The organism is Streptomyces sp. NBC_00236, from assembly GCF_036195045.1.
Taxonomy (GTDB): domain Bacteria; phylum Actinomycetota; class Actinomycetes; order Streptomycetales; family Streptomycetaceae; genus Streptomyces.
Genome location: NZ_CP108100.1, coordinates 2,725,674 through 2,745,079 on the forward strand (window position 1 = coordinate 2,725,674; position 19,406 = coordinate 2,745,079).

13 protein-coding genes are annotated in these 19,406 nt (G+C 71.0%); 5 read left to right on the top strand and 8 right to left on the bottom strand.

Annotation, left to right across the window (positions count from 1 at the left end; all coding sequences use genetic code 11):
• Positions 1-42: 42 nt before the first annotated feature.
• A complete protein-coding gene (locus OG446_RS12205) occupies positions 43-1,194 on the bottom strand; it encodes a Gfo/Idh/MocA family protein (protein WP_326662089.1) in 1,152 nt (383 codons plus the stop codon).
• 150 nt (positions 1,195-1,344) lie between these two features.
• On the opposite strand from OG446_RS12205, the gene OG446_RS12210 reads away from it, so the two are divergent.
• Together OG446_RS12210 and OG446_RS12215 are read left to right on the top strand one after the other, a co-directional pair.
• Positions 1,345-2,409, top strand: a complete 1,065-nt coding sequence (locus OG446_RS12210; RefSeq protein ID WP_328894050.1) for a LacI family DNA-binding transcriptional regulator — start codon at positions 1,345-1,347, stop codon at positions 2,407-2,409.
• Positions 2,410-2,494: 85 nt separating this feature from the next.
• Positions 2,495-3,283 carry a sugar phosphate isomerase/epimerase family protein gene (locus OG446_RS12215; RefSeq protein WP_328894051.1) on the top strand — a complete coding sequence of 263 codons (789 nt, stop codon included), beginning with the start codon at positions 2,495-2,497 and terminating at the stop codon, positions 3,281-3,283.
• Positions 3,284-3,457: 174 nt separating this feature from the next.
• Here OG446_RS12215 and OG446_RS12220 read toward each other — a convergent pair whose 3' ends face one another.
• Positions 3,458-3,856 carry a VOC family protein gene (locus OG446_RS12220; RefSeq protein WP_328894052.1) on the bottom strand — a complete coding sequence of 133 codons (399 nt, stop codon included), beginning with the start codon at positions 3,854-3,856 and terminating at the stop codon, positions 3,458-3,460.
• A gap of 95 nt (positions 3,857-3,951) precedes the next feature.
• On the opposite strand from OG446_RS12220, the gene OG446_RS12225 reads away from it, so the two are divergent.
• Positions 3,952-4,953 (top strand): helix-turn-helix transcriptional regulator, encoded by a 1,002-nt coding sequence (locus OG446_RS12225; RefSeq protein WP_328894053.1) that lies wholly within the window; start codon positions 3,952-3,954, stop codon positions 4,951-4,953.
• 131 nt (positions 4,954-5,084) lie between these two features.
• On the opposite strand, the gene OG446_RS12230 is transcribed toward OG446_RS12225, so the two are convergent.
• Positions 5,085-6,020: an EamA family transporter gene (locus OG446_RS12230; protein ID WP_328894054.1), complete on the bottom strand. Its 936-nt coding sequence runs from the start codon at positions 6,018-6,020 to the stop codon at positions 5,085-5,087.
• A gap of 110 nt (positions 6,021-6,130) precedes the next feature.
• Here OG446_RS12230 and OG446_RS12235 point away from each other — a divergent pair, with 110 nt between their 5' ends.
• Positions 6,131-7,039 (top strand): LysR family transcriptional regulator, encoded by a 909-nt coding sequence (locus OG446_RS12235; protein ID WP_328898279.1) that lies wholly within the window; start codon positions 6,131-6,133, stop codon positions 7,037-7,039.
• 7 nt (positions 7,040-7,046) lie between these two features.
• Here the strand turns inward: OG446_RS12235 and OG446_RS12240 are convergent, their stop codons facing one another.
• Positions 7,047-8,168, bottom strand: coding sequence for a hypothetical protein (locus OG446_RS12240; protein ID WP_328894055.1), 1,122 nt, complete (start codon positions 8,166-8,168; stop codon positions 7,047-7,049).
• A gap of 17 nt (positions 8,169-8,185) precedes the next feature.
• Positions 8,186-10,603 (bottom strand): hypothetical protein, encoded by a 2,418-nt coding sequence (locus OG446_RS12245; protein WP_328894056.1) that lies wholly within the window; start codon positions 10,601-10,603, stop codon positions 8,186-8,188.
• Positions 10,604-11,006: 403 nt separating this feature from the next.
• On the opposite strand from OG446_RS12245, the gene OG446_RS12250 reads away from it, so the two are divergent.
• Positions 11,007-12,857, top strand: a complete 1,851-nt coding sequence (locus OG446_RS12250) for a glycoside hydrolase family 3 protein (RefSeq protein WP_328894057.1) — start codon at positions 11,007-11,009, stop codon at positions 12,855-12,857.
• Between the two features lie 53 nt (positions 12,858-12,910).
• Here OG446_RS12250 and OG446_RS12255 read toward each other — a convergent pair whose 3' ends face one another.
• From OG446_RS12255 to OG446_RS12265, 3 genes are all read right to left on the bottom strand, one after another.
• Entirely contained in the window at positions 12,911-14,386 is a 1,476-nt protein-coding gene (locus OG446_RS12255; RefSeq protein WP_328894058.1) for a S28 family serine protease, read from the bottom strand.
• Between the two features lie 98 nt (positions 14,387-14,484).
• Positions 14,485-14,901, bottom strand: a complete 417-nt coding sequence (locus OG446_RS12260; RefSeq protein WP_328894059.1) for a hypothetical protein — start codon at positions 14,899-14,901, stop codon at positions 14,485-14,487.
• Positions 14,902-15,578: 677 nt separating this feature from the next.
• Positions 15,579-19,319, bottom strand: coding sequence for an ABC transporter ATP-binding protein (locus OG446_RS12265; protein ID WP_328894060.1), 3,741 nt, complete (start codon positions 19,317-19,319; stop codon positions 15,579-15,581).
• Positions 19,320-19,406: the final 87 nt, after the last annotated feature.

Below are 19,406 nucleotides of genomic sequence, written 5' to 3' on the forward strand. Positions count from 1 at the left end.
TCGCGAGGTGATCTCCGAGGCCCCCTGACAGAAGGTGGCAGGTCACAGGGTCAGCTCCGGAACGTCGAAGCGGCGGCCCTCGGCGGAGGACTTGAGGCCGAGCTCGGCGAGCTGGACACCGCGGGCGCCGGCCATCAGGTCCCAGGCGTACGGCTCGTCGAGCACGATGTGGCGGAGGAACAGCTCCCACTGGGCCTTGAAGCCGTTGTCGAAGACCGCGTTGTCGGGGACTTCCTGCCACTGGTCGCGGAAGGACTCGGTGACCGGGAGGTCCGGGTTCCAGACCGGCTTGGGGGTCGCCGAGCGGTGCTGGACGCGGCAGTTGCGCAGGCCCGCGACGGCGGAGCCGTGGGTGCCGTCGACCTGGAACTCCACGAGCTCGTCGCGGTTGACGCGGACCGTCCAGGAGGAGTTGATCTGGGCGACGGCGCCGCCCTCCAGCTGGAAGATGCCGTACGCGGCGTCGTCCGCGGTCGCGGCGTAGGGCTTGCCGTGCTCGTCCCAGCGCTCGGGAACGTGCGTCTGGACGTGCGCCTGGACGGTGGTGACCCGGCCGAACAGCTCGTGGAGCACGTACTCCCAGTGCGGGAACATGTCGACGACGATGCCGCCGCCGTCCTCCGCGCGGTAGTTCCAGGAGGGACGCTGGGCCTCCTGCCAGTCGCCCTCGAAGACCCAGTAGCCGAACTCGCCGCGCACGGAGAGGATCTCGCCGAAGAAGCCGCCGTCGATGAGGCGCTTCAGCTTCAGCAGGCCCGGCAGGAAGATCTTGTCCTGGACGACGCCGTGCTTGATGCCGGCGTCCCGGGCGAGGCGGGCGAGGTCCAAGGCGCCCTCGACGTCGGTGGCGGTGGGCTTCTCCGTGTAGATGTGCTTGCCCGCCGCGATGGCCTTCTTGATCGCCTCGACGCGCGCCGAGGTGACCTGGGCGTCGAAGTAGATGTCGATGGTGTCGTCGGCGAGGACCGCGTCGAGGTCGGTCGACCACTCGGTCAGGCCGTGCTGCTCGGCGAGCGCCTCCAGCGCGTGGGCGCGGCGGCCGACGAGGACCGGCTCGGGCCACAGCACGTCGCCGTTGCCGAGATCGAGGCCGCCCTGCTCGCGGATCGCGAGGACCGAGCGCACCAGGTGCTGCCGGTATCCCATGCGACCCGTGACGCCGTTCATGGCGATGCGCACTGTCCTGCGTGTCACGAAAGTTCCTCCATACAGCCGTAGCAAGCGCTTTCTATGCGGTATGACGCTAGCCTGCCGACAGCGGCCTGGACAAGAGGGGGCGCGCTGATTGGTTTGGTCCACTCCTGCTTTGGTCCCATCCCCCTCATCACTCCTCGGAGGAATGCGATGACAGTCACCCTGGCGGACGTGGCGGCTCGCGCCCGGGTGTCCCCGGCCACCGTCTCCCGCGTACTGAACGGCAATTACCCGGTGGCGGCGTCCACCCGGGAGCGGGTCCTGCGTGCGGTGGACGACCTGGACTACGTGCTGAACGGGCCCGCGAGTTCACTCGCCGCGGCCACGTCCGACCTGATCGGGATCCTCGTCAACGACATCGCCGACCCGTTCTTCGGGATCATGGCGGGCGCGGCGCAGACGGAGATCGGCGGTCCGGGCGACGGTTCGGGCCGGGCGGGCGGCGAGAAGCTCGCGATCGTCTGCAACACCGGTGGCACCCCGGAGCGCGAACTCACCTACCTGACCCTGCTCCAGCGCCAGCGCGCCGCCGCGGTCGTCCTCACCGGTGGTGCGGTCGAGGACCCGGCCCACCAGGCCGCGGTCTCCGCGAAACTGGCGAAACTCGCGGATGCGGGGACGCGGGTGGTGCTGTGCGGGCGCCCGCCGCTGGCCGACAACACCTCAGTGGTGGCCGCGCTGGCCTTCGACAACCGCGGTGGCGGCCGGCGCCTCACCGAGCACCTGCTCTCGCTGGGCCACCGCGACATCGGCTATGTCGCGGGCCCGGTGGAGCGGACCACGACCCGCCACCGGCTGGAGGGCCACCGCGACGCGATGAAGGCCGTGGGGGTCGTGGGCGACGAGGAGCGGCTCACCGTGCACGGCTCCTACGACCGGCGCTCCGGCTACGACGCCACGGTCGAACTCCTGCGCCGCGAACCGGAGATCACCGCCGTGGTCGCGGCGAACGACACGGTCGCCCTGGGCGCCGCCGCGGCGATCCGCGACCGCGGTCTGCGCATCCCCGAGGACATCTCGGTGGCGGGCTTCGACGACCTGCCGTTCTCGGTGGACGTGGTCCCGGCCCTGACGACCGTAAGGCTGCCGCTGTTCGAGGCGGGGGCCCGGGCGGGCCGGCTGGCGACAGGCAAGGAGGCCCCGCCGCCGGGCGGCATCGCGACGATCGCCGCGGAGCTGATGGTGCGCGGGTCGACGGCCGCGCCGCGGGGATGAGTCGGGCGGCGGGGAGCGGGGTACGCGCCGGACGCGCCCCGGTCCGTACGGTGCAGGGGCACAGACCGACGGAAGGAACACACACGTGAAGCTCGCCTTCTCCACCCTCGGGGTTCCGGGACTGCCGATGGCCGAGGTCGTCCGGCTGGCCGCCGGGCACGGCTACCAGGGCGTGGAACTGCGCGCCCACCCCGAGGAGCCGGTGCACCCCGGGCTCCCGAAGGCCGAACGGGCGGCTGTGGCCGATGAGTTCAAGCGGGGCGGGGTCGAGATCCTGACCGTGGCCGGATACGTACGGGTGGCCGCCGAGGGCGACGACCAGCCGGTGCTGGACGAGCTCGCCGGGCTGATCGAGCTGGCCCACGACCTGGGCGCACCACACGTCCGGGTCTTCCCGGGCGGCGGCGGCCAGGACCCCGGCGCCGCCGACGGGGCCGCCGCCCGCCGGCTGGCCGCCGCCGCGCCGTACGCCGCGGATCTGGGCGTGCGCGTCCTGCTGGAGACCCACGACTCGCACCGCGCGGGGCTCGACGTGGCCCGGGTGGTCGGCGCGGTGGGGCACGGGAGCATCGGCGCGCTGTGGGACGTCATGCACACCTGGCTGGCGGGTGAGGAGCCGGCGGCGAGCCATGCGGTGCTGGCCCCGCACCTGGGATACGTACAGGTGAAGGACATCGCCTCGACCGAGGACACCACGCCGGTGGCCCTGGGTGCGGGGGTGCTGCCGCTGCGGGCGTGCCTGGACACGCTCGACGCGGACAGCTGGGTCTGCTGGGAGTACGAGAAGCGCTGGTACCCGGGGGCGGCGGAGCTGCCGGGGATGCTCGCCGCGGGGCGCGAGCACCTGCTTCGGCTGGGGGCACCGAAGGACTGAAGCGGGGTGGGTGCGGGGGCGGGGCGAGTTCCCGTCCACGGGCAGCAGGTCGGCCCCGGCCCGCAGGCCCCCAGAGCGACCTCCGCGACCTCCGCAACCTCCGCAACCTCCGCGACCTCCGCGACCTCCGCGACTCAGCGGGTCAGCGACTCAGCGACTCAGCGACTCAGCGACTCAGCGGGCGAACTTTTCGATGGCGGACGGGGTGACGGGGGTGAAGAAGTTGACGAGGGTGCCGTCCGGGTCGCGGAACAAGAGCGCGCGGTTGCCCCAGGGCATGGTGGTGGGCTCGTTGACGAAGTCCTTCACGAAGCCGGTCAGGTTCTTGTGCACCCCGTCCACGTCGTCGACGAGGAATTCGAGGATGACGCTGTGGTTGTCGGCCGGGCGGGCGGAGCCGGGCGCGAACAGAGGGACGGTGCGGGTGCTGCCGATCGCGAGGGTGCCGGAGGCGGTCCTGAGCTCGGCGAAGTCCTCGTTGGACCAGTCGGCGGCAACTCCGGTGGCGCGCTCGTAGAAGTCGACGAGGCGGGCGACGTCGCCGGTGATGATGCGGACAGAGACGAAGTCCATGGGTTTCTCCCTGGTCGGTCGGTCGGTGTTTCCGGCAGCACGCTACGTCTAATACCGGGCGGAATCCGCCCGGTATGTGCGGGAGACTTCCGGGCATGCCCCGACCCATTGCCCGCGTGCTCGCCCTGCTGGAACTCCTGCAGTCGGGCGGCATCCGGACCGTGACCGAACTCGCCGAACGGCTCGACGTCGACGAACGCACCGTACGGCGCTATGCCGCCCACCTCGTCGACCTCGACGTGCCCGTCGAGTCGGTACGCGGCCGCTACGGCGGCTACCGGCTCGCCCCCGGTTACCGCATGCCCCCGCTCATGCTGAGCGACGACGAGGCGCTCGCCGTGCTGCTCGGTCTGGTCGCGGGTCGGCGAGCCGGCTTGACCACGGCCACGGGCACGGCGGGCGAGACGGCGGCGGCCAAGATCCGGCGAGTGCTGCCCGCGCGGCTGGTCCTCAGACTCGACGCCGTGCTCGGGTCCCTTGCCTTCACGGCTCCGCCCGGCGAGGCGGTCGCCCCGGATTCCACGGTCCTGCTCTCGATCGCCGACGCGGTGAACCATCACCGGCCGATCTCGATCGGGTACACCGCCTCCGACGGCCGGCGCAGCGAACGCACCCTGCACCCGCACGGGGTCGTCGCCCACTCGGGCAGGTGGTACGTGACGGCTGCGGATCTCACGTCGGGCGAGGACCGTACGTTCCGGCTGGATCGCATCACCGCGGTGAGGACCCTGCCCGGCTCGTTCGAACCGCCTGCCGGGATCGACCCGGCCGAGCGCGTTCTGACAGGGCTCGCGACGGCTCCGTACCGGCATGAGGTGACCCTGCGGGTGCAGGGGACGGCCGAGCAGATCCACACCCGGCTTCCCGCCGGTGTCGCGATCGTGGAGGAACTGCCGTCCCCGAGCAGCGCAGATCCGGGGACCGAGCGCTGGTCACGTGTGGAGATGCGTGTGGACCGGCTCGACTGGCTGCCTGCCGTACTCGCCTCGCTGGACCGGCCCTTCGTCATCGAACGTCCGGATGAGCTCCGGGGCCTCGTCGAGGCTCTCGCCGAACGGCTCACCCGGTCTGCCCGGCGAAGCCCACCTCGCGGATGACGGATCGCTGAGCCCCCGTGCCGGTCAGCCCCGAGTCCTCCGGAGACGTGGGCTGTTCGGTGCCGTCGAGGCTGCGGGGAACGGGGGCCGGTCGCGGTGCCCCAGTGCCTCGGACCGCCGGTGCCGACGGCCTACGGCACGTTTCCGACGTAGTCCGGCTGCCCGGCCATGGGGGCCGGCTCAGGCGTCTCCGGCGCGGCGGCCCGGGCCCGCCGCACCCCCGCGAGCGAGGTCAGCGCCACTCCGCCGACCAGCAGCGCCGCCGCGCACCACCGCAGCGGGCTCACCGCTTCGCCGAGCAGCAGCGCGGCCGACGAGATCCCGAACACCGGCACGAGCAGGGTGAACGGGGCCACGGACGAGGCCTGGTAGCGGCTGAGCAGGAAGCCCCAGGCCCCGAAGCCGAAGATCGTGACGACCCAGGCGACGTAGACGATGATCCCGGCGCCGCTCCAGTCCAGCGCGGCGAGCGCGTCCCGGTCGCGGTCCCAGCCCTCGAAGAGCAGGGACAGGCCGAGCAGCGGCAGGACGGGCACGGTCGAGACCCACACCATGAAGTTGAGGGAGTCGGGCGGGGCGGCCCTGCGGGTCAGGACGTTCGACACGCCCCAGCAGGCCGCCGCGGCGATCACCAGGACGAAGGCGAGCACAGGCCCGCTCGCCCCCTCGTCGACGGCGGCCACCCCGATGCCCGAGAGCGCGATCGCCATCCCCGACAACTTCACCTTGCCCGGCCGTTCACCCAGCACGAGTGCCGCGAAGAGGGCCGTGAAGACCGCCTGGACCTGGAGGACCAGGGAGGAGAGCCCGGCGCCCATCCCCCGGTCCATCCCGATGAAGAGCAGGCCGAACTTGGCCACGCCCAGGGCCAGCCCCACGCCCACGATCCACTTCCACGCGACCTTCGGCCTGCCGACGAAGAACACGGCGGGCAGGGCCGCGACGAGGAAACGCAGGGCGGAGAACAGCAGCGGCGGGAAGTGGTCGAGGCCGACCTCGATGACGACGAAGTTGACGCCCCAGAGGGCGGCCACCAGGACGGCCAGGGCGATGTGGAGGGGACGCATGCACCGAGGATCGCGTGCGCGGACCATGTAGCACCAGCACGGATTCCTTCATGGTGAAATTGAGCGTTGCTAATGAATCGATGGGACCCCCTGGGACCTCGGAGGCCACGGTGCTCGATCTCGCCCGGCTGCGCGCCCTGCACGCCATCTCCGTCCACGGCTCCGTCGCGCGTGCGGCGGCCGCGCTCGGCTACACCCCGTCGGCGGTCTCGCAGCAGATCACCAAGCTGGAGCGGGAAACCCGTACGACGTTGCTGGAGCGGCGCGGCCGCGGGGTCGCACTGACCGAGGAGGCCGTCCATCTGGCCGCGACCGCCCAGGAGTTGCTGGCGATCGTGGAGCGCGCCGAGACCTCGCTGGAGGAGCGCCGGGGGCTGCCGACGGGACGGCTGTCGATCGGCGCGTTCGCCTCGGCGGCACGCGGGCTGCTGCCCGGCGTACTGGCGGAGCTGGACCGCGAGCACCCCGAGCTCGACGTGCGGCTGACGGAGGTCGACCCGCACCTCTCGGTGGACCTGGTGGCCAAGGGCGTGATCGACCTGGCCGTCGCGCACGACTGGGACATCGCCCCGCTGCCCGCCCCGGAGGGCGTGGCGCAGGCGGATATCGGGGACGACCGGTGCGATCTGCTGGTGCCCGCGGGCCACCGGCTGGCGGGGCGGGACGGCGTGCGGCGCGAGGAACTGGCGAAGGAGCGGTGGATCTGCCAGCCGCCGGGGACGGTCTGCCACGACTGGCTCGTACGGACGCTGCGCTCGGCGGGCTACGAACCCGACATCCGCCACCAGGCCGAGGAGAACCACACCCAGCTCGCCCTGCTCGCCGCCGGACTCGGGGTGGCGATGATCCCCCGGCTGGGGCGCGGGCCGCTGCCGGACGGGGTGGTGGCGGTGCGGATCGATCCCGTACCGGTGCGGCGGCTGTACGCGCTGTGGCGCACGGAGGCGGCCCGCCGCCCGGCGATCACGGCGGCCGTCTCGGCGCTTCAGGCGCATGGGGCGGGCGTGGGGCTGCGGTGACGTCCGCTCAGATCGCTCCCGACTCCCTGAGGCGGCCCAGCGCGGCCACGCTGCGCGGGTCGATGTCCGTGGAGAGGTCCAGGAAGCGCTCGGCGTCCTCGGCGGCGAATCCGCGGAGCACGTACTGCTCCGCGAGGTCCACGGCCCAGGGGGCGAGGTCGACCGGCTCCCGGCTCGCTGCGCAGAGCCAGGAGAACATCTGACCGGCGAGCCATGCGCCGAGGCGCGTCGTCCACCGCTCGGCGAAGTCGACGCAGGTCTCCAGGCCCATGCGTTCGGCCTCACGGCGCACTTCGGCCAGGCGCTCCCGGGTGACGGTCCGCGGGTGCGGCGTGAGTGCCCGCAACAGCATCCTCACGCGGACCCAGTCGGGCGGAACCTCCGGTTCCTCATCCCCCCTGGTCACCATCTCGGGCGGGGGCTCGGGGACGGCCGTCCGCCGGGCCGGCAGAAGCGCCTCCAGCGCGGCGCGGACAGCGGCGACGTTCTCCCGGTTGATCGCGGCCTGAACCCATCGGCCGTCCATTCCCCAGGCATCGGCCAGGCCGCGCACCGCCGGTGGCAGCAGGGGGGCCTCGTCCTCCTGGGGCTGTTGGCCCAGCGCGCGATTGCGCGGCTTGCGCAGCATCATGAGCGGTTCGCGGACGACCTGCCGGTCTTCACGGTCCAGCGTGTCGTCGACCACGAGACGAAGCAGCGCCGCCTCGCCGTGCGGCGCGCCGAGTTCGGACAACAAGCGCACCGCGGGATGGGCCGGCAAGTTCGTCCTCACCCAGCGTTCAGCCAGGTCGGCCGCGCGCGCGGGTTCCCGCAGCCCGGTGCTTTCCAGCCGCTCCCTCAGGGTTTCCAGCAGATGCTGCAGTGCAGAAGCCCGGCGTTCCCGGTCACGCTCCTGAGTGAAGAGCTCCTCCTGCTCCTGGGTCAGCGGCGCATGCGGTTCAGGAACCTCCGTGCTCCGGTACTGCTCCCACAGCTCGTCCGTCCAGTCGTCCGGTTTGGCGCGCAGCACATGCTCTTCGGCCTCTGTGCGCTCGTACAGGTCCCACAGTTCGTCCGTCCACTCGGCCGACGGCGGCTCGTACGCGTCGAGCGCTGCCGCCAAGGCCTCCAGATCCGACCGCTCACTCATGACTCCGCCGCCTTGCCTCACGAAACTCCCAAGTATTCCATCGCCGTCTTGGGATCCTTCAACTTGCCGGTCATGCGTGCCTCGTACTTCTCGCTGTCGCTCTTGGCGTTCCAGGCCTCGTCCATTCGCCTGAGCTGATCCGGGGAGAGGTCCTGGCCTGCGATACGCGCACCGACGTCGTTCTTGGCCATCTCGGTGGCAGGGGTGCCCTCGGGCCGCGACTTGTTCTTGTTGGACGGCTTGTTGAACCTGTCGAAGATCTTGTACCAGCCGTCGCGGCTCTCGATCTCGTAGCGGGCCTTCCTGCCGGGCTTCGCCTTCTGCCAGTCGCCGAGCCTCTGCACCTGGCCCGGGAGGGAGGGGGACGTCGTCGCCGTGCCGCGATTCTTCACTTCCACGATGTTCACCGTGCCGTCCTTCCCCCGGTACACGACGTCAGCGTCATCGATGCCCTCGATGTCGAACTCTCCACCGTTTCCGTCGTCGAGCTTCGTCTGCTTGAACTTGTCCCCGACAGCCGAGTAGACAACGGACCCTTCGGCTGCCTCGTGCCGAGCGACCCGGCCGACGGTGTTGGCCTCGGCCAGGTTCTCGGCAAGTTCATCGCTGCTCTTGGAGTTCAGCACCTTGGCGCCGAGCTTCTGGCGGCTCATTCCGTCGACGTTCTTCTGCCTCAGCAGCTCCGTCACGTCCTTGAGCGCGTCCGCCGCTTCCTTCTTGCCTATTTCCTTACGTGCCGGATCGGGATCGTCCTTGGCCCGGTCGAGGAGCCGCTTCAGCTCATCGTCCTGGAGGCGGACGCCCTCCCCCTTCGCCTGCTTCATCGCCTCGCGCAGCACTGCCTCCTGCGCGTCGAGGGCCTCCTGCTGGGCCTCCCGGGCGGACTTGACGGCCTCGTCGTCCGGGCCGCACTCCGCGGCATTCGTACGGACGACGGCTCCGGTCCCGCCACCACGGAACACCGCTGGTGTGGCATGCAGCCCCTGGCCACCCGAGCGAACGCCTCCGCCGGCGGTCCGGGTGACAACTACGTGCCCCGGGGCCATCGCGATGTTCTTGCAGGCCTTCTTCTGGCTCTCACGCGCCTTCTCGGCCGCGTCGTCCGCGTGCTTCTGCGCCTCGTCGGCGAACTTCTGGGCCTCGCTCAGGTCCCCGCGCCTCGCCGCCTCGTCGGCCTTGCCGGCCGCTTCGGCTGCCCGTCCCACCGGCGTGTCCGGGAACTTCGGCTTCTTGATCTTGCCGAGCTTGGTGAACTTCTTGAAGGTCTTGGGGGAGAGAATGCCCACGACCCCGAGGATCGTGTTCCCGCCGGCCGCCCCGTAGTTGCCCTTCTTCCAGTTCTCCTTGTCGACGAACATGTCGATACCCAGGTCCTTGGCGAAGCCGAGCCCCTTCTTCGTGCCCTCCCAGGCGGCACCGAGCTTGTCCCCCTTCTTCCACTTCTCGGAGACGCCGCCGCCCTTCTTCTTCCACCAGTCCTTGGTGTAGCCCGTCAGGCCGTTCCAGCTGTCCGTGACCACCTTCTTGGGATTGGTGACCAGCGCGAACGTGTCATTGACGAGCCCGGTGAACGGAGCGACGAAGAAACCCCGGGTGTGATCCCACCAACTGCGGTCATGCCGCTCGTCGGGGATCAACGGCTCATCGGGGTCGTCCTTGAAGTCGTCGTTGTCGACCTCGCGCTCCAGCGGGCCGGGCGCGACCGGGCGGGTGCCACCGTCACCGCTCACCACGACTACATCGCCCGCATCACCCGAACCATCGGTGCCGCCCGAAGCGTCTGTGTCGCCCGAACCGCCACCGGAGCCGGTCCCGCCGCCCGCGTCACCGGTCTCCGCCGGATCCCCCGCCTCCACATCCGCGCCACCGCCACCCCCGCAGTCGCCGCCCCCGCCGATCCGGCACACCTGGGCGCCGATCTTCCCCGTCAGCTCCTGGCCGATCCCCGTCGCCACCAGCCCCCCGACGACCGCCACGACCACCAGGACGAGGCCCAGGTACTCCATGGCCGTCTGACCCAGATCACGCCGCCACAGAATCATCCGCTCGACACGGAAGGCCCTCGGCATCTCGCGCTGCCCGACCGGCAACGCCAACCAGTCGCGCAGCTCCGGCTTGCGCAGCAACACCAGCACCGCGACCGGAATGGCCGTCTGCGTGAACCCGCGGTAGTCCATGTGCAGCAGCGACACGAAAGACAGCCACAGCAACCAGCACTGCACAGCCACCAGGCCGCGCGCCACCCACACGCCGCCCCGCACCGCGCGCCGGGCCAGCACCACGCCGACCACGCTCGGCAGCGAGTCGTACACCAGCACGCCGAGGAGCTCGCCGTTGACGTACGACACCATCGACAGCACGGTCATCACGTAGAGCAGGGTCAGCCCGGCCTGGACCCATTGCAGCCCCTGAACCCACAGCAAAGACCTCGGCAACGGGACATACCCCGCACCCGACGGGCCGTCAGCCCCCGCCCCCGTCCCGCGATCTGCCCCACCTGCGGCAACAGATCTCACCCCCGCGTTCGCCGCGCGTTCGACGGACTCCGCCCAACCCCCACCCGCACCATTCATACTCGTACACTAATGCGAATATCGTGAGTCCCGCATGGCCCCCTGGGCCCAACGGCCAGCAGATGTGCCCCAGTTCACGTGCGCGGCCGTCCCGCTCGCCGCAAGTGGGCCCCGGCCACCCCCTCAATCCCGGACCGGTTTCGGGTCCGGGGGCGCGCTCAAAACGGTCCGGACCCTTGACCGGAAGTTATTTTCTGGATATCCGTGATCCTTGGAAGTTTCTTTCACCACCCCCTCGTCATCGAGTACGGCCGAAGGAGCTCACGTGCACGACCGCACCTCCAGACGCACCCTCCTCACCGCCACCGCGGCGACCGCCGTCGCGGCGGCAGCGGGCATGGCAGTCGCCCCCGGCGCCGTCGCCGCCCAGAAGTCCGCAAGCAGCAGTCACACCTCCGCCGCCACCACCCGTCGGCTGAAGCGGCTCATCTCCCGGATGAGCCTGGAGGAGAAGGTCGGCCAGCTCTTCGTCATGCGGGTCTACGGGCACTCCGCGACCGAGCCCGACCAGGCGGACATCGACGCCAACCTCGCCGAGATCGGGGTGCGTACCGCCGCCGAGATGATCGCCAAGTACCACGTGGGCGGCATCATCTACTTCGCGTGGGCGCACAACACCCGTGACCCGCACCAGATCGCCGAGCTCTCCAACGGCATCCAGCGGGCCGCGCAGGCCGGGCCCAACTCCGTCCCGCTCCTCATCTCCACCGACCAGGAACACGGCATCGTCTGCCGGGTCGGCGAGCCGGCCACCCTGATGCCGGGCGCGATGGCGCTGGGTGCGGGCGGTTCGCGGTCCGACGCCCGCCGGGCCGGGCAGATCGCCGGCGCCGAACTGGCCGCGATCGGCATCCGGCAGAACTACGCCCCGGACGCGGACGTCAACGTCAACCCGGCCAACCCGGTGATCGGCGTACGGTCGTTCGGCTCCGACCCGCAGTCCGTGGCGGGCATGGTCGCGGCCCAGGTGAAGGGGTACCAGAGCGCCGGGATCGCCTCCACGGCCAAGCACTTCCCCGGCCACGGCGACACCAGCACCGACAGCCACACCGGGCTTCCGGTCATCAGCCACACCCGCGAGCAGTGGGCCGAGCTGGACGAGCCGCCGTTCCGGGCGGCGATCGCCGCGGGCATCGACTCGATCATGACGGCGCACATCGTGGTGCCCGCGCTCGACCCGGCCGAGGACCCGGCGACACTGTCCAGGCCGATCCTCACCGGGATCCTGCGCGAGGAGCTCGGCTACGACGGCGTCGTGGTCACGGACTCGCTCGGCATGGAGGGCGTGCGGACGAAGTACGGCGACGAGCGGGTACCGGTGCTGGCGCTGCAGGCGGGCGTCGACCAGCTGCTCAACCCGCCGAGCCTGGAGGTGTCGTGGAACGCCCTCCTGGCGGCCGTCAAGAACGGTGAGGTCAGCGAGGACCGGCTCGACGAATCGATCCTGCGCATCCTGCGGCTGAAGACGAAGCTGGGGCTGTTCGACGACCCGTTCGTCAGCCGGCGGGGTGTGGACCGTACCGTCGGCACCCGGTCGCACCTCGCCGCCGCCGACCGGATCGCGGAGCACACCACCACGCTGCTGGCCAACGACGGAGCACTGCTGCCGCTGTCGCGTCGCTCGCACCGGAACCTGCTGGTGGTGGGGGCCGACCCGGCCTCCCCGTCCGGTACGACGGGGCCGCCGACCACCACCCTGGCGGGGGCGTTCAACGAACTGGGGTACACGGCCACGGCCCTGCCCACCGGTACGGCCCCGACCAGGGCGGCCATCGACGCGGCGGTGGCGGCCGCGCAGGGCAAGGACGCGGTGGTCGTGGGGACGTACAACGTCTCGGCGACGAGTGCGCAGCGGACCCTGGTGCGCGAGCTGGCCGCGACCGGTGTCCCGGTGATCACGGTCGCGATCCGCAATCCGTACGACATCGCCCAGCTGGCCGGGACCGGCTACGCGGCGAGTCTGGCCTCGTACTCGTGGACCGATGTCGAACTGCGGGCAGCCGTCCGGGTGATCGCGGGCCGGGCCGAGCCGGAGGGCAGGCTCCCGGTGCCGGTGCAGCGCGCGGACGATCCCGCGCAGGTGCTGTACCCGGTGGGTTACGGGCTGACGTACTAACGGTTCCGCGCCGGCGGCCGGCCCACAGGGGCGGCCGCCGGCGCGGAGTGCCGCTACGGGCGCCTGGTGCCGAGCCGGTGCTCGGTCGTCAGGTCCTTCTTGTCGAGCCGCGCGTCGAACTTCGCGAGCGGCTTCGCCTTCGCCGGGTCCGCCTGGACGGCGGCCGGGGCGACGCCCGCCCAGCGCAGGATGGCCGCGGTGGCCTTGGCCTTCTCCTCCGCAGCCAGACCGGCGACGTTCGAGCCGTGGTTGCCGCCGGCCACCGTGAAGACGTAGCTGTCACGGGCGCCCTTGCCGAGCCGGAAGCGCTCGGCGCCCCACGGGTCGTTCTCCCCGTACACGTACAGCATGTGGCTGGCGTGGTTCTTCACCCAGGTGTCGACGTCGCGCATCACCGAGGGCTGGAACTTCATCGGGATGGAACTCGGTACGAAGTTGCGCGGCGGCTGGTAGCCGTAGCGGCTCAACGTGCCGAGCCAGGGCTGCTTGATGTCGGGCGAGCCGAGCTGCGTACCGGCCTGGTAGTAGTACGGCGTGTAATTCGCCAGGCCCTGGTCCGCGTAGGCGGAGAAGCCGGAGATCGAGTCGATCGAGTCCCAGATCGCCTGGTCGGTGGCGCTCTCGGCGTCTGCCGGGATGGTGTCGCAGTCGGCGAGCAGGCTGTACTGCCAGTACGCCCAGACGTAGTCCATGACGACGGCCTCGTAGGCCTTGTCCAGGTTGCCGACGGTGGTGAAGGTGTAGCCGTTGTCGGCGGCGTACTGCGCGTACTTCTTCTCCAGCGGCTCCCGGCGGACCAGCGCCTCGCGCTGCACGCCCTCCAGCCGGTCGCGGCACTCCTTGGTGCCGACGTTGGCGAAGAACCGGTCGTACGCCGAATCCTCCTTGTTGACCACGTCGTTGGGTGCGACGTAGGCGACGACGCCGTCCATGTCCTTCGGGTAGAAACGCTCGAAGTACGTGGCGGTCATGCCGCCCTTGGAACCGCCGGTGGTCAGCCAGTTCTTGGAGTAGATCTGCTTCAGCGCGGTGAAGACCCGGTGCTGGTCACTGGCGGCCTGCCAGATGTCGAGCTTCGACCAGTCGGCGGGCGACGGACGCGACGGGGTGAAGAACCGGTACTCCAGCGAGACCTGGTTGCCGTCGATGATCCGGGTCGGCTCCGAGCGGCTGGGGTTGGTGGAGACGTTGTAGCCGCTGGTGTAGAAGACCGTCGGGCGGGACGTGTCCTTGTGCAGCAGGGTGATGCGCTGCTGGAACGTGCCCTTGGACGGGTGCCGGTGGTCTACCGGCTGGGTGTAGTTGAGGACGAAGTAGCGGTATCCGGCGTAGGGCTTCTCCTCGATGAGACTCATGCCTGGGATGGCCAGGATGCGGTCCTTGATGTCCGTGCTCGTACCGCTGTCACTGACGGCGGAACGGAGCGCGGCCGGTTCTGCGGCGGTGGCCGCCCCGGCCGAAGCACCCGTCGCACTCACTGTGCCGATGAGCACCGCCAGCGACAGGAACCCTCTGAGCGCCTTGCGCATACACCCTCCCCAAGATTCACAACAGACGTCGTGAACCTAGCGGGGCAAAACCCGTACCACCACCCCCTGTTGCCGGGGCATGCGCGCGCGTCACCCGGTCAGCACAGGATCCAGCCCGTGGTTCCGGTCTTTCCGGCGATCGTGCCCGAGGCCCGGACACAGCGGTTCAGGGCGTGAACGGTCACCGGTCCGGCCCGCTGGGTGAAGGAACCACTGTCGATCACGGGCCGGCCGCCGCGGGGCTGGATCTGTACGGACATCGCGCGCCGCTTGCCGGGCTTGGCCGCCACGGCGACGGCGCAGGCGTAGGAGCGGGTGCGGTAGACGCGCAGCTCTCCCGTCGAGAACTTCACCGTCTTCCCCGGCCGTCCGGCACACACCGAGGCGGCATCGGCGCTGCTCGCCTCCACGCCGCCGACGACGAGCCCGAGAGCGGTTGTCAGGGCGAGGGCGAGCAGGCGGCACGGGACCCCGCGCCGTATGCGCCCGCCGTGTCTTTCGGTCCCTCTGGTCACCAGCAGCCCCATCACCTCATCGAACGCTCATGCCTCTACCCGACACATGAGCGCACACACGTGTATCTCCGTACGACGCGGGGCGCCCTTTGGCGGTTGCGGTTGCGGTTGCGGTCGCCCGGGGCGGGGGGTTCCGTCCTCAATCGCCGGACAGGCTTGTGTGCGGCCCCGCCGCGGGGTGCGCCTCTGTGCGGTGGGTGGGGGTGGGGTCCCTCCGGGGAGACTCCTCAAAAATGGCGTGTGCACCCGACGACGAACAAGTACCCGGGTCGTACGCCATTTTCTGCGGGGACTCCCCTGCACGCCCCCACCCGGCATCGCCTGCGTCTGCACACCGGTGGGACTGCTGCCGCAGACGCAGGACGGCCGGTCCGGGGCCGTGCAGGGGAGTCCCCGCAGGACGACGAACGGATACCGGGGTCCGCTGCGTGGGACTGGAAACGTTCGTCGTTTGAGGAGACGCCCCGGAGGGGCACCGGACCCCCACCCGCCGGGCAGCGGCGCACCCCCGCGGGGCAAGCCGCACAACTCAAGCCCGTCCGGCGATTGAGGACGGAACCCCGAGCCCCGGACGCGGGGCAAGGCCGACGGGCCCCGCGCCCAGGAACCACGCGCGCCCGCCCGGCCGAGGGCCCCGCGCCCGCCCGGCCGAGGGCCCCGCACCGCGCGGTAACCCGTCACACCCCCGCCGGCTCGTCCTCTCCTATGAAGGTGCGCCACAGCACGGCGTAGTGCCCGTTCCGGGCGAGGAGTTCGTCGTGGGTGCCGTCCTCGACGACGCGGCCGTGGTCCATCACCACGACCCGGTCGGCGCGGGCGGCGGTGGTGAGGCGGTGGGCGACGACGAGGGTGGTGCGCCGGCCCGCGAGGCGCTCGGTCGCCTGGTTGACGAGGGCCTCGCTGGCGAGGTCCAGGGACGCGGTGGCCTCGTCGAGCAGCAGGATGTCCGGGTCGACGAGTTCGGCGCGGGCGAGCGCGATCAGCTGACGCTGGCCGGCCGAGAGGTTGCGGCCCCGTTCGGCGACCTCGTGGAGGTAGCCGTCCTCCAGGGTGGCGATCATGTCGTGCGCGCCGACCGCCCTGGCCGCCGCCTCCACCTCGGCGTCGGTGGCCTCCGGCCGCCCGTACGCGATGGCGTCACGCACCGTGCCGGCGAAGAGGTACGCCTCCTGGGGTACGACCCCGAGCCGGTGCCGGTACGCCGTCATGTCCAGCGCGCGCAGATCGGTGCCGTCCGCCGTGACCCGGCCACCCGTCGGGTCGTAGAAGCGGGCGACGAGCTTGACCAGGGTGGACTTGCCGGCGCCGGTCTCGCCGACGAACGCGACCGTCTGGCCGGCCGGGATGCGCAGGTCGATTCCGGTGAGGGCGGTCTCCTCGCCGCCGTACGCGAAGGACACGTCCTCGAAGGCGATGTCGCCGCGCAGCGACTTCACGTCCTGCGGTTCGTCCCGGTCGGCGGTGGACGTCGGCTCCTGGAGGAGCTCCTGGATGCGGCCGAGGGAGACGGTGGCCTGCTGGTAGCCGTCGAAGACCTGCGAGAGCTGCTGAACGGGGGCGAAGAACAGGTCGATGTAGAGCAGGTAGGCGACCAGCGCACCCGTGGTGAGCGTGCCGTTGTCGACCCGGCCCGCGCCGACGATCAGCACGGCGGCGGCGGCCACCGACGACAGCAGCTGGACGAACGGGAAGTACACCGAGATCAGCCACTGGCCCCGGACGCGGGCCTCGCGGTAGTGGTCGCTGCGGGCGGCGAACCGGTCGGCGCCGTCCCGCTCGCGGCGGAAGGCCTGGACGATCCGGAGGCCGGAGACGGACTCCTGGAGGTCGGCGTTGACGACGCTGATCCGCTCACGGGCCAGCTCGTACGCCTTGACGCTCTTGCGGCGGAAGAAGAACGTGCCGATGACCAGCAACGGCAGTGTCGCGAAGACGACCAGGGCGAGTTCCACGTCCAGGACCAGCAGCGCGACCATGATGCCGAAGAACGTGACGACGGAGACGAAGGCCGTGACGAGACCGGTCTGGAGGAACGTGGACAGGGCGTCCACGTCCGTCGTCATCCGGGTCATGATCCGGCCGGTGAGCTCACGCTCGTAGTAGTCCAGGCCGAGGCGCTGGAGCTGCGCGAAGATCTTCAGCCGCAGCGAGTAGAGCACGCGCTCGCCGGTGCGGCCGGTCATCCGGGTCTCGCCGGTCTGGGCCGCCCACTGCACCAGGACGACGAGGAGGCCGAAGGCGGAGGCCGTCCAGACCGCGCCGAGTGCCAGCTGGGTGACTCCGTCGTCGATGCCGTTCCTGATCAGTACGGGAAGCAGCAGGCCCGCCCCGGCGTCCACGGCCACCAGCCCCAGGCTGACCAGCAGCGGCAGCCCGAAGCCGCGCAGCAGCCGGCGGAGCCCGTAGGACTCCTCGGCGTGCACGGCGCGGGCCTCGTCGATGTCCGGGGTGTCGGTCGCCGGGGGCAGGGCCTCGACCTGGGCGAGGAGCTCGGGGGTGGCGGGGGTGCCGGCCGCGTCGGTCTCGCGCTCCTCCTCCTTGCGGACCCACAGCTCCGGCGTGATGCCCCGTTCGGCGTCGAACTCGGCGTCGATCTCCTCCTGGAGCGCGCGGTCGTCGGCGGGGTCGGTGGCGGCTGCCCTGGAGAGGTGGCCGGGCGAGGTGCCGCCCAGCTCGTCCGGGTCGGTGAGCAGGCGGCGGTAGAGCGCGGAACGGCGCTCCAGCTCCTCGTGGGTGCCGATGTCGGCGAGCCGGCCGTTCTCCAGGACGGCGATCCGGTCGGCGAGGCCCAGGGTGGAGCGGCGGTGGGCGATCAGCAGGGTGGTGCGGCCGGCCATGACCTGGCGCAGCGCGTCGTGGATCTCGTGCTCGACGCGGGCGTCGACGGCGGAGGTGGCGTCGTCGAGGAGGAGCAGCCGGGGGTCGGTGAGGATGGCGCGGGCGAGCGCGACGCGCTGGCGCTGGCCGCCGGAGAGGGTGAGTCCGTGCTCGCCGACCTTGGTGTCGTAGCCGTCGGGCAGCTCGGCGATGAACCGGTCGGCGCGGGCGGAACGGGCGGCCTGCTCGATCTGTTCGTCGGTGGCGTCCGGGAGGCCGTAGGCGATGTTGGCGCGGATGGTGTCGGAGAACAGGAAGCTGTCCTCCGGCACGAGGCCGATGGCGGCCCGCAGCGAGTCGAGGGTCAGTTCGCGGACGTCGTGTCCGCCGACGAGGACGGCGCCGTGCGTGACGTCGTAGAAGCGCGGCAGCAGGAGCGAGACGGTGGACTTGCCGCTGCCGGACGCGCCGACGACGGCGACGGTCTCGCCCGGTTCGATGGTCAGCGAGAAGCCGTCGAGTACGGGGCGGTCCTCGGTGTAGCCGAAGCGGACGTCGTCGAACTCGACGCCGGCGGGGATGCCGGCCGGCAGTTCCTTGGTGCCGTCCTGGAGGGACGGTTCGGTGTCGATCAGTTCCAGTACGCGCTCCACACCGGCGCGGGCCTGCTGGCCGACGGTGAGGACCATGGCGAGCATCCGGACCGGGCCGACGAGCTGGGCCAGGTAGGTGGAGAAGGCGACGAACGTGCCGAGGGTGATCTCGCCGCGGGTGGCGAGCCAGCCGCCGAGGGCGAGCATCGCGACCTGGCCGAGCGCGGGGACGGCCTGGAGCGCGGGGGTGTAGCGGGAGTTCAGCCGGATGGTGCGCAGCCGGCCGGCGAAGAGCCTGCGCCCGACCTCGCGCAGCTTGCCGGTCTCCTGGTCCTCCTGCCCGAAGCCCTTGACGACGCGGACGCCGGAGACGGCCCCGTCGACGACTCCGGCGACGGCGGCAGCCTGCGACTGGGCGTACCAGGTGGCGGGGAAGAGGCGGGTACGGGAGCGGCGCGCGATGAACCAGAGGGCGGGGGCGACGGCGACGGCGATGAGGGTCAGCAGCGGCGAGAGCCACGCCATGATGACCAGGGAGATGAGGAAGAGCAGGACGTTCCCGATGGTCATCGGGAGCATGAAGAGCAGGCTCTGGATCAGCTGGAGGTCGCTGGTGGCGCGGCCGACGACCTGTCCGGTGGAGAGCTCGTCCTGGCGTCTGCCGTCGAGGCGGGTGATCGTCCCGTAGATCTCGGTCCGCAGGTCGTGCTGCACGTCGAGGGCGAGCCGGCCCCCGTAGTAGCGGCGGATGTACGTGGAGACGTACACGAGCACGGCCGCGACGATCAGCAGTCCGGTCCAGACGGCCAGGGACCGGGTGTGGCCGACGACCACGTCGTCGATGATCACCTTGGTGACGAGGGGGACGAGGGCCATCACCGCCATGCCGGCGAGCGACGAGCCGAGCGCCAGCAGCACGTTGCGCCGGTAGCGCCAGGCGTAACCGCTCAGCCTCCGCGCCCAGCCGCGCGGCTGTCCGCCGCTTCCTTGCTCGCCTGCGTCCGACACGCGGTGCCTCCCGATCGACCTGCTGTACCGGAAGGCACCAACGCGGTGTGCTGCGGATTTCATCCCGCTGCAACAAATACGGGACCT

What these genes read in the sequence shown, in the direction of transcription:
- OG446_RS12220 (WP_328894052.1), bottom strand. Translation starts at nt 3,856, where the DNA reads ATGGACTTCGTCTCTGTCCGCATCATCACCGGCGACGTCGCCCGCCTC.
- OG446_RS12230 (WP_328894054.1), bottom strand. Translation starts at nt 6,020, where the DNA reads ATGCGTCCCCTCCACATCGCCCTGGCCGTCCTGGTGGCCGCCCTCTGG.
- OG446_RS12210 (WP_328894050.1), top strand. Translation starts at nt 1,345, where the DNA reads ATGACAGTCACCCTGGCGGACGTGGCGGCTCGCGCCCGGGTGTCCCCG.
- OG446_RS12255 (WP_328894058.1), bottom strand. Translation starts at nt 14,386, where the DNA reads ATGCGCAAGGCGCTCAGAGGGTTCCTGTCGCTGGCGGTGCTCATCGGC.
- OG446_RS12240 (WP_328894055.1), bottom strand. Translation starts at nt 8,168, where the DNA reads ATGAGTGAGCGGTCGGATCTGGAGGCCTTGGCGGCAGCGCTCGACGCG.
- OG446_RS12225 (WP_328894053.1), top strand. Translation starts at nt 3,952, where the DNA reads ATGCCCCGACCCATTGCCCGCGTGCTCGCCCTGCTGGAACTCCTGCAG.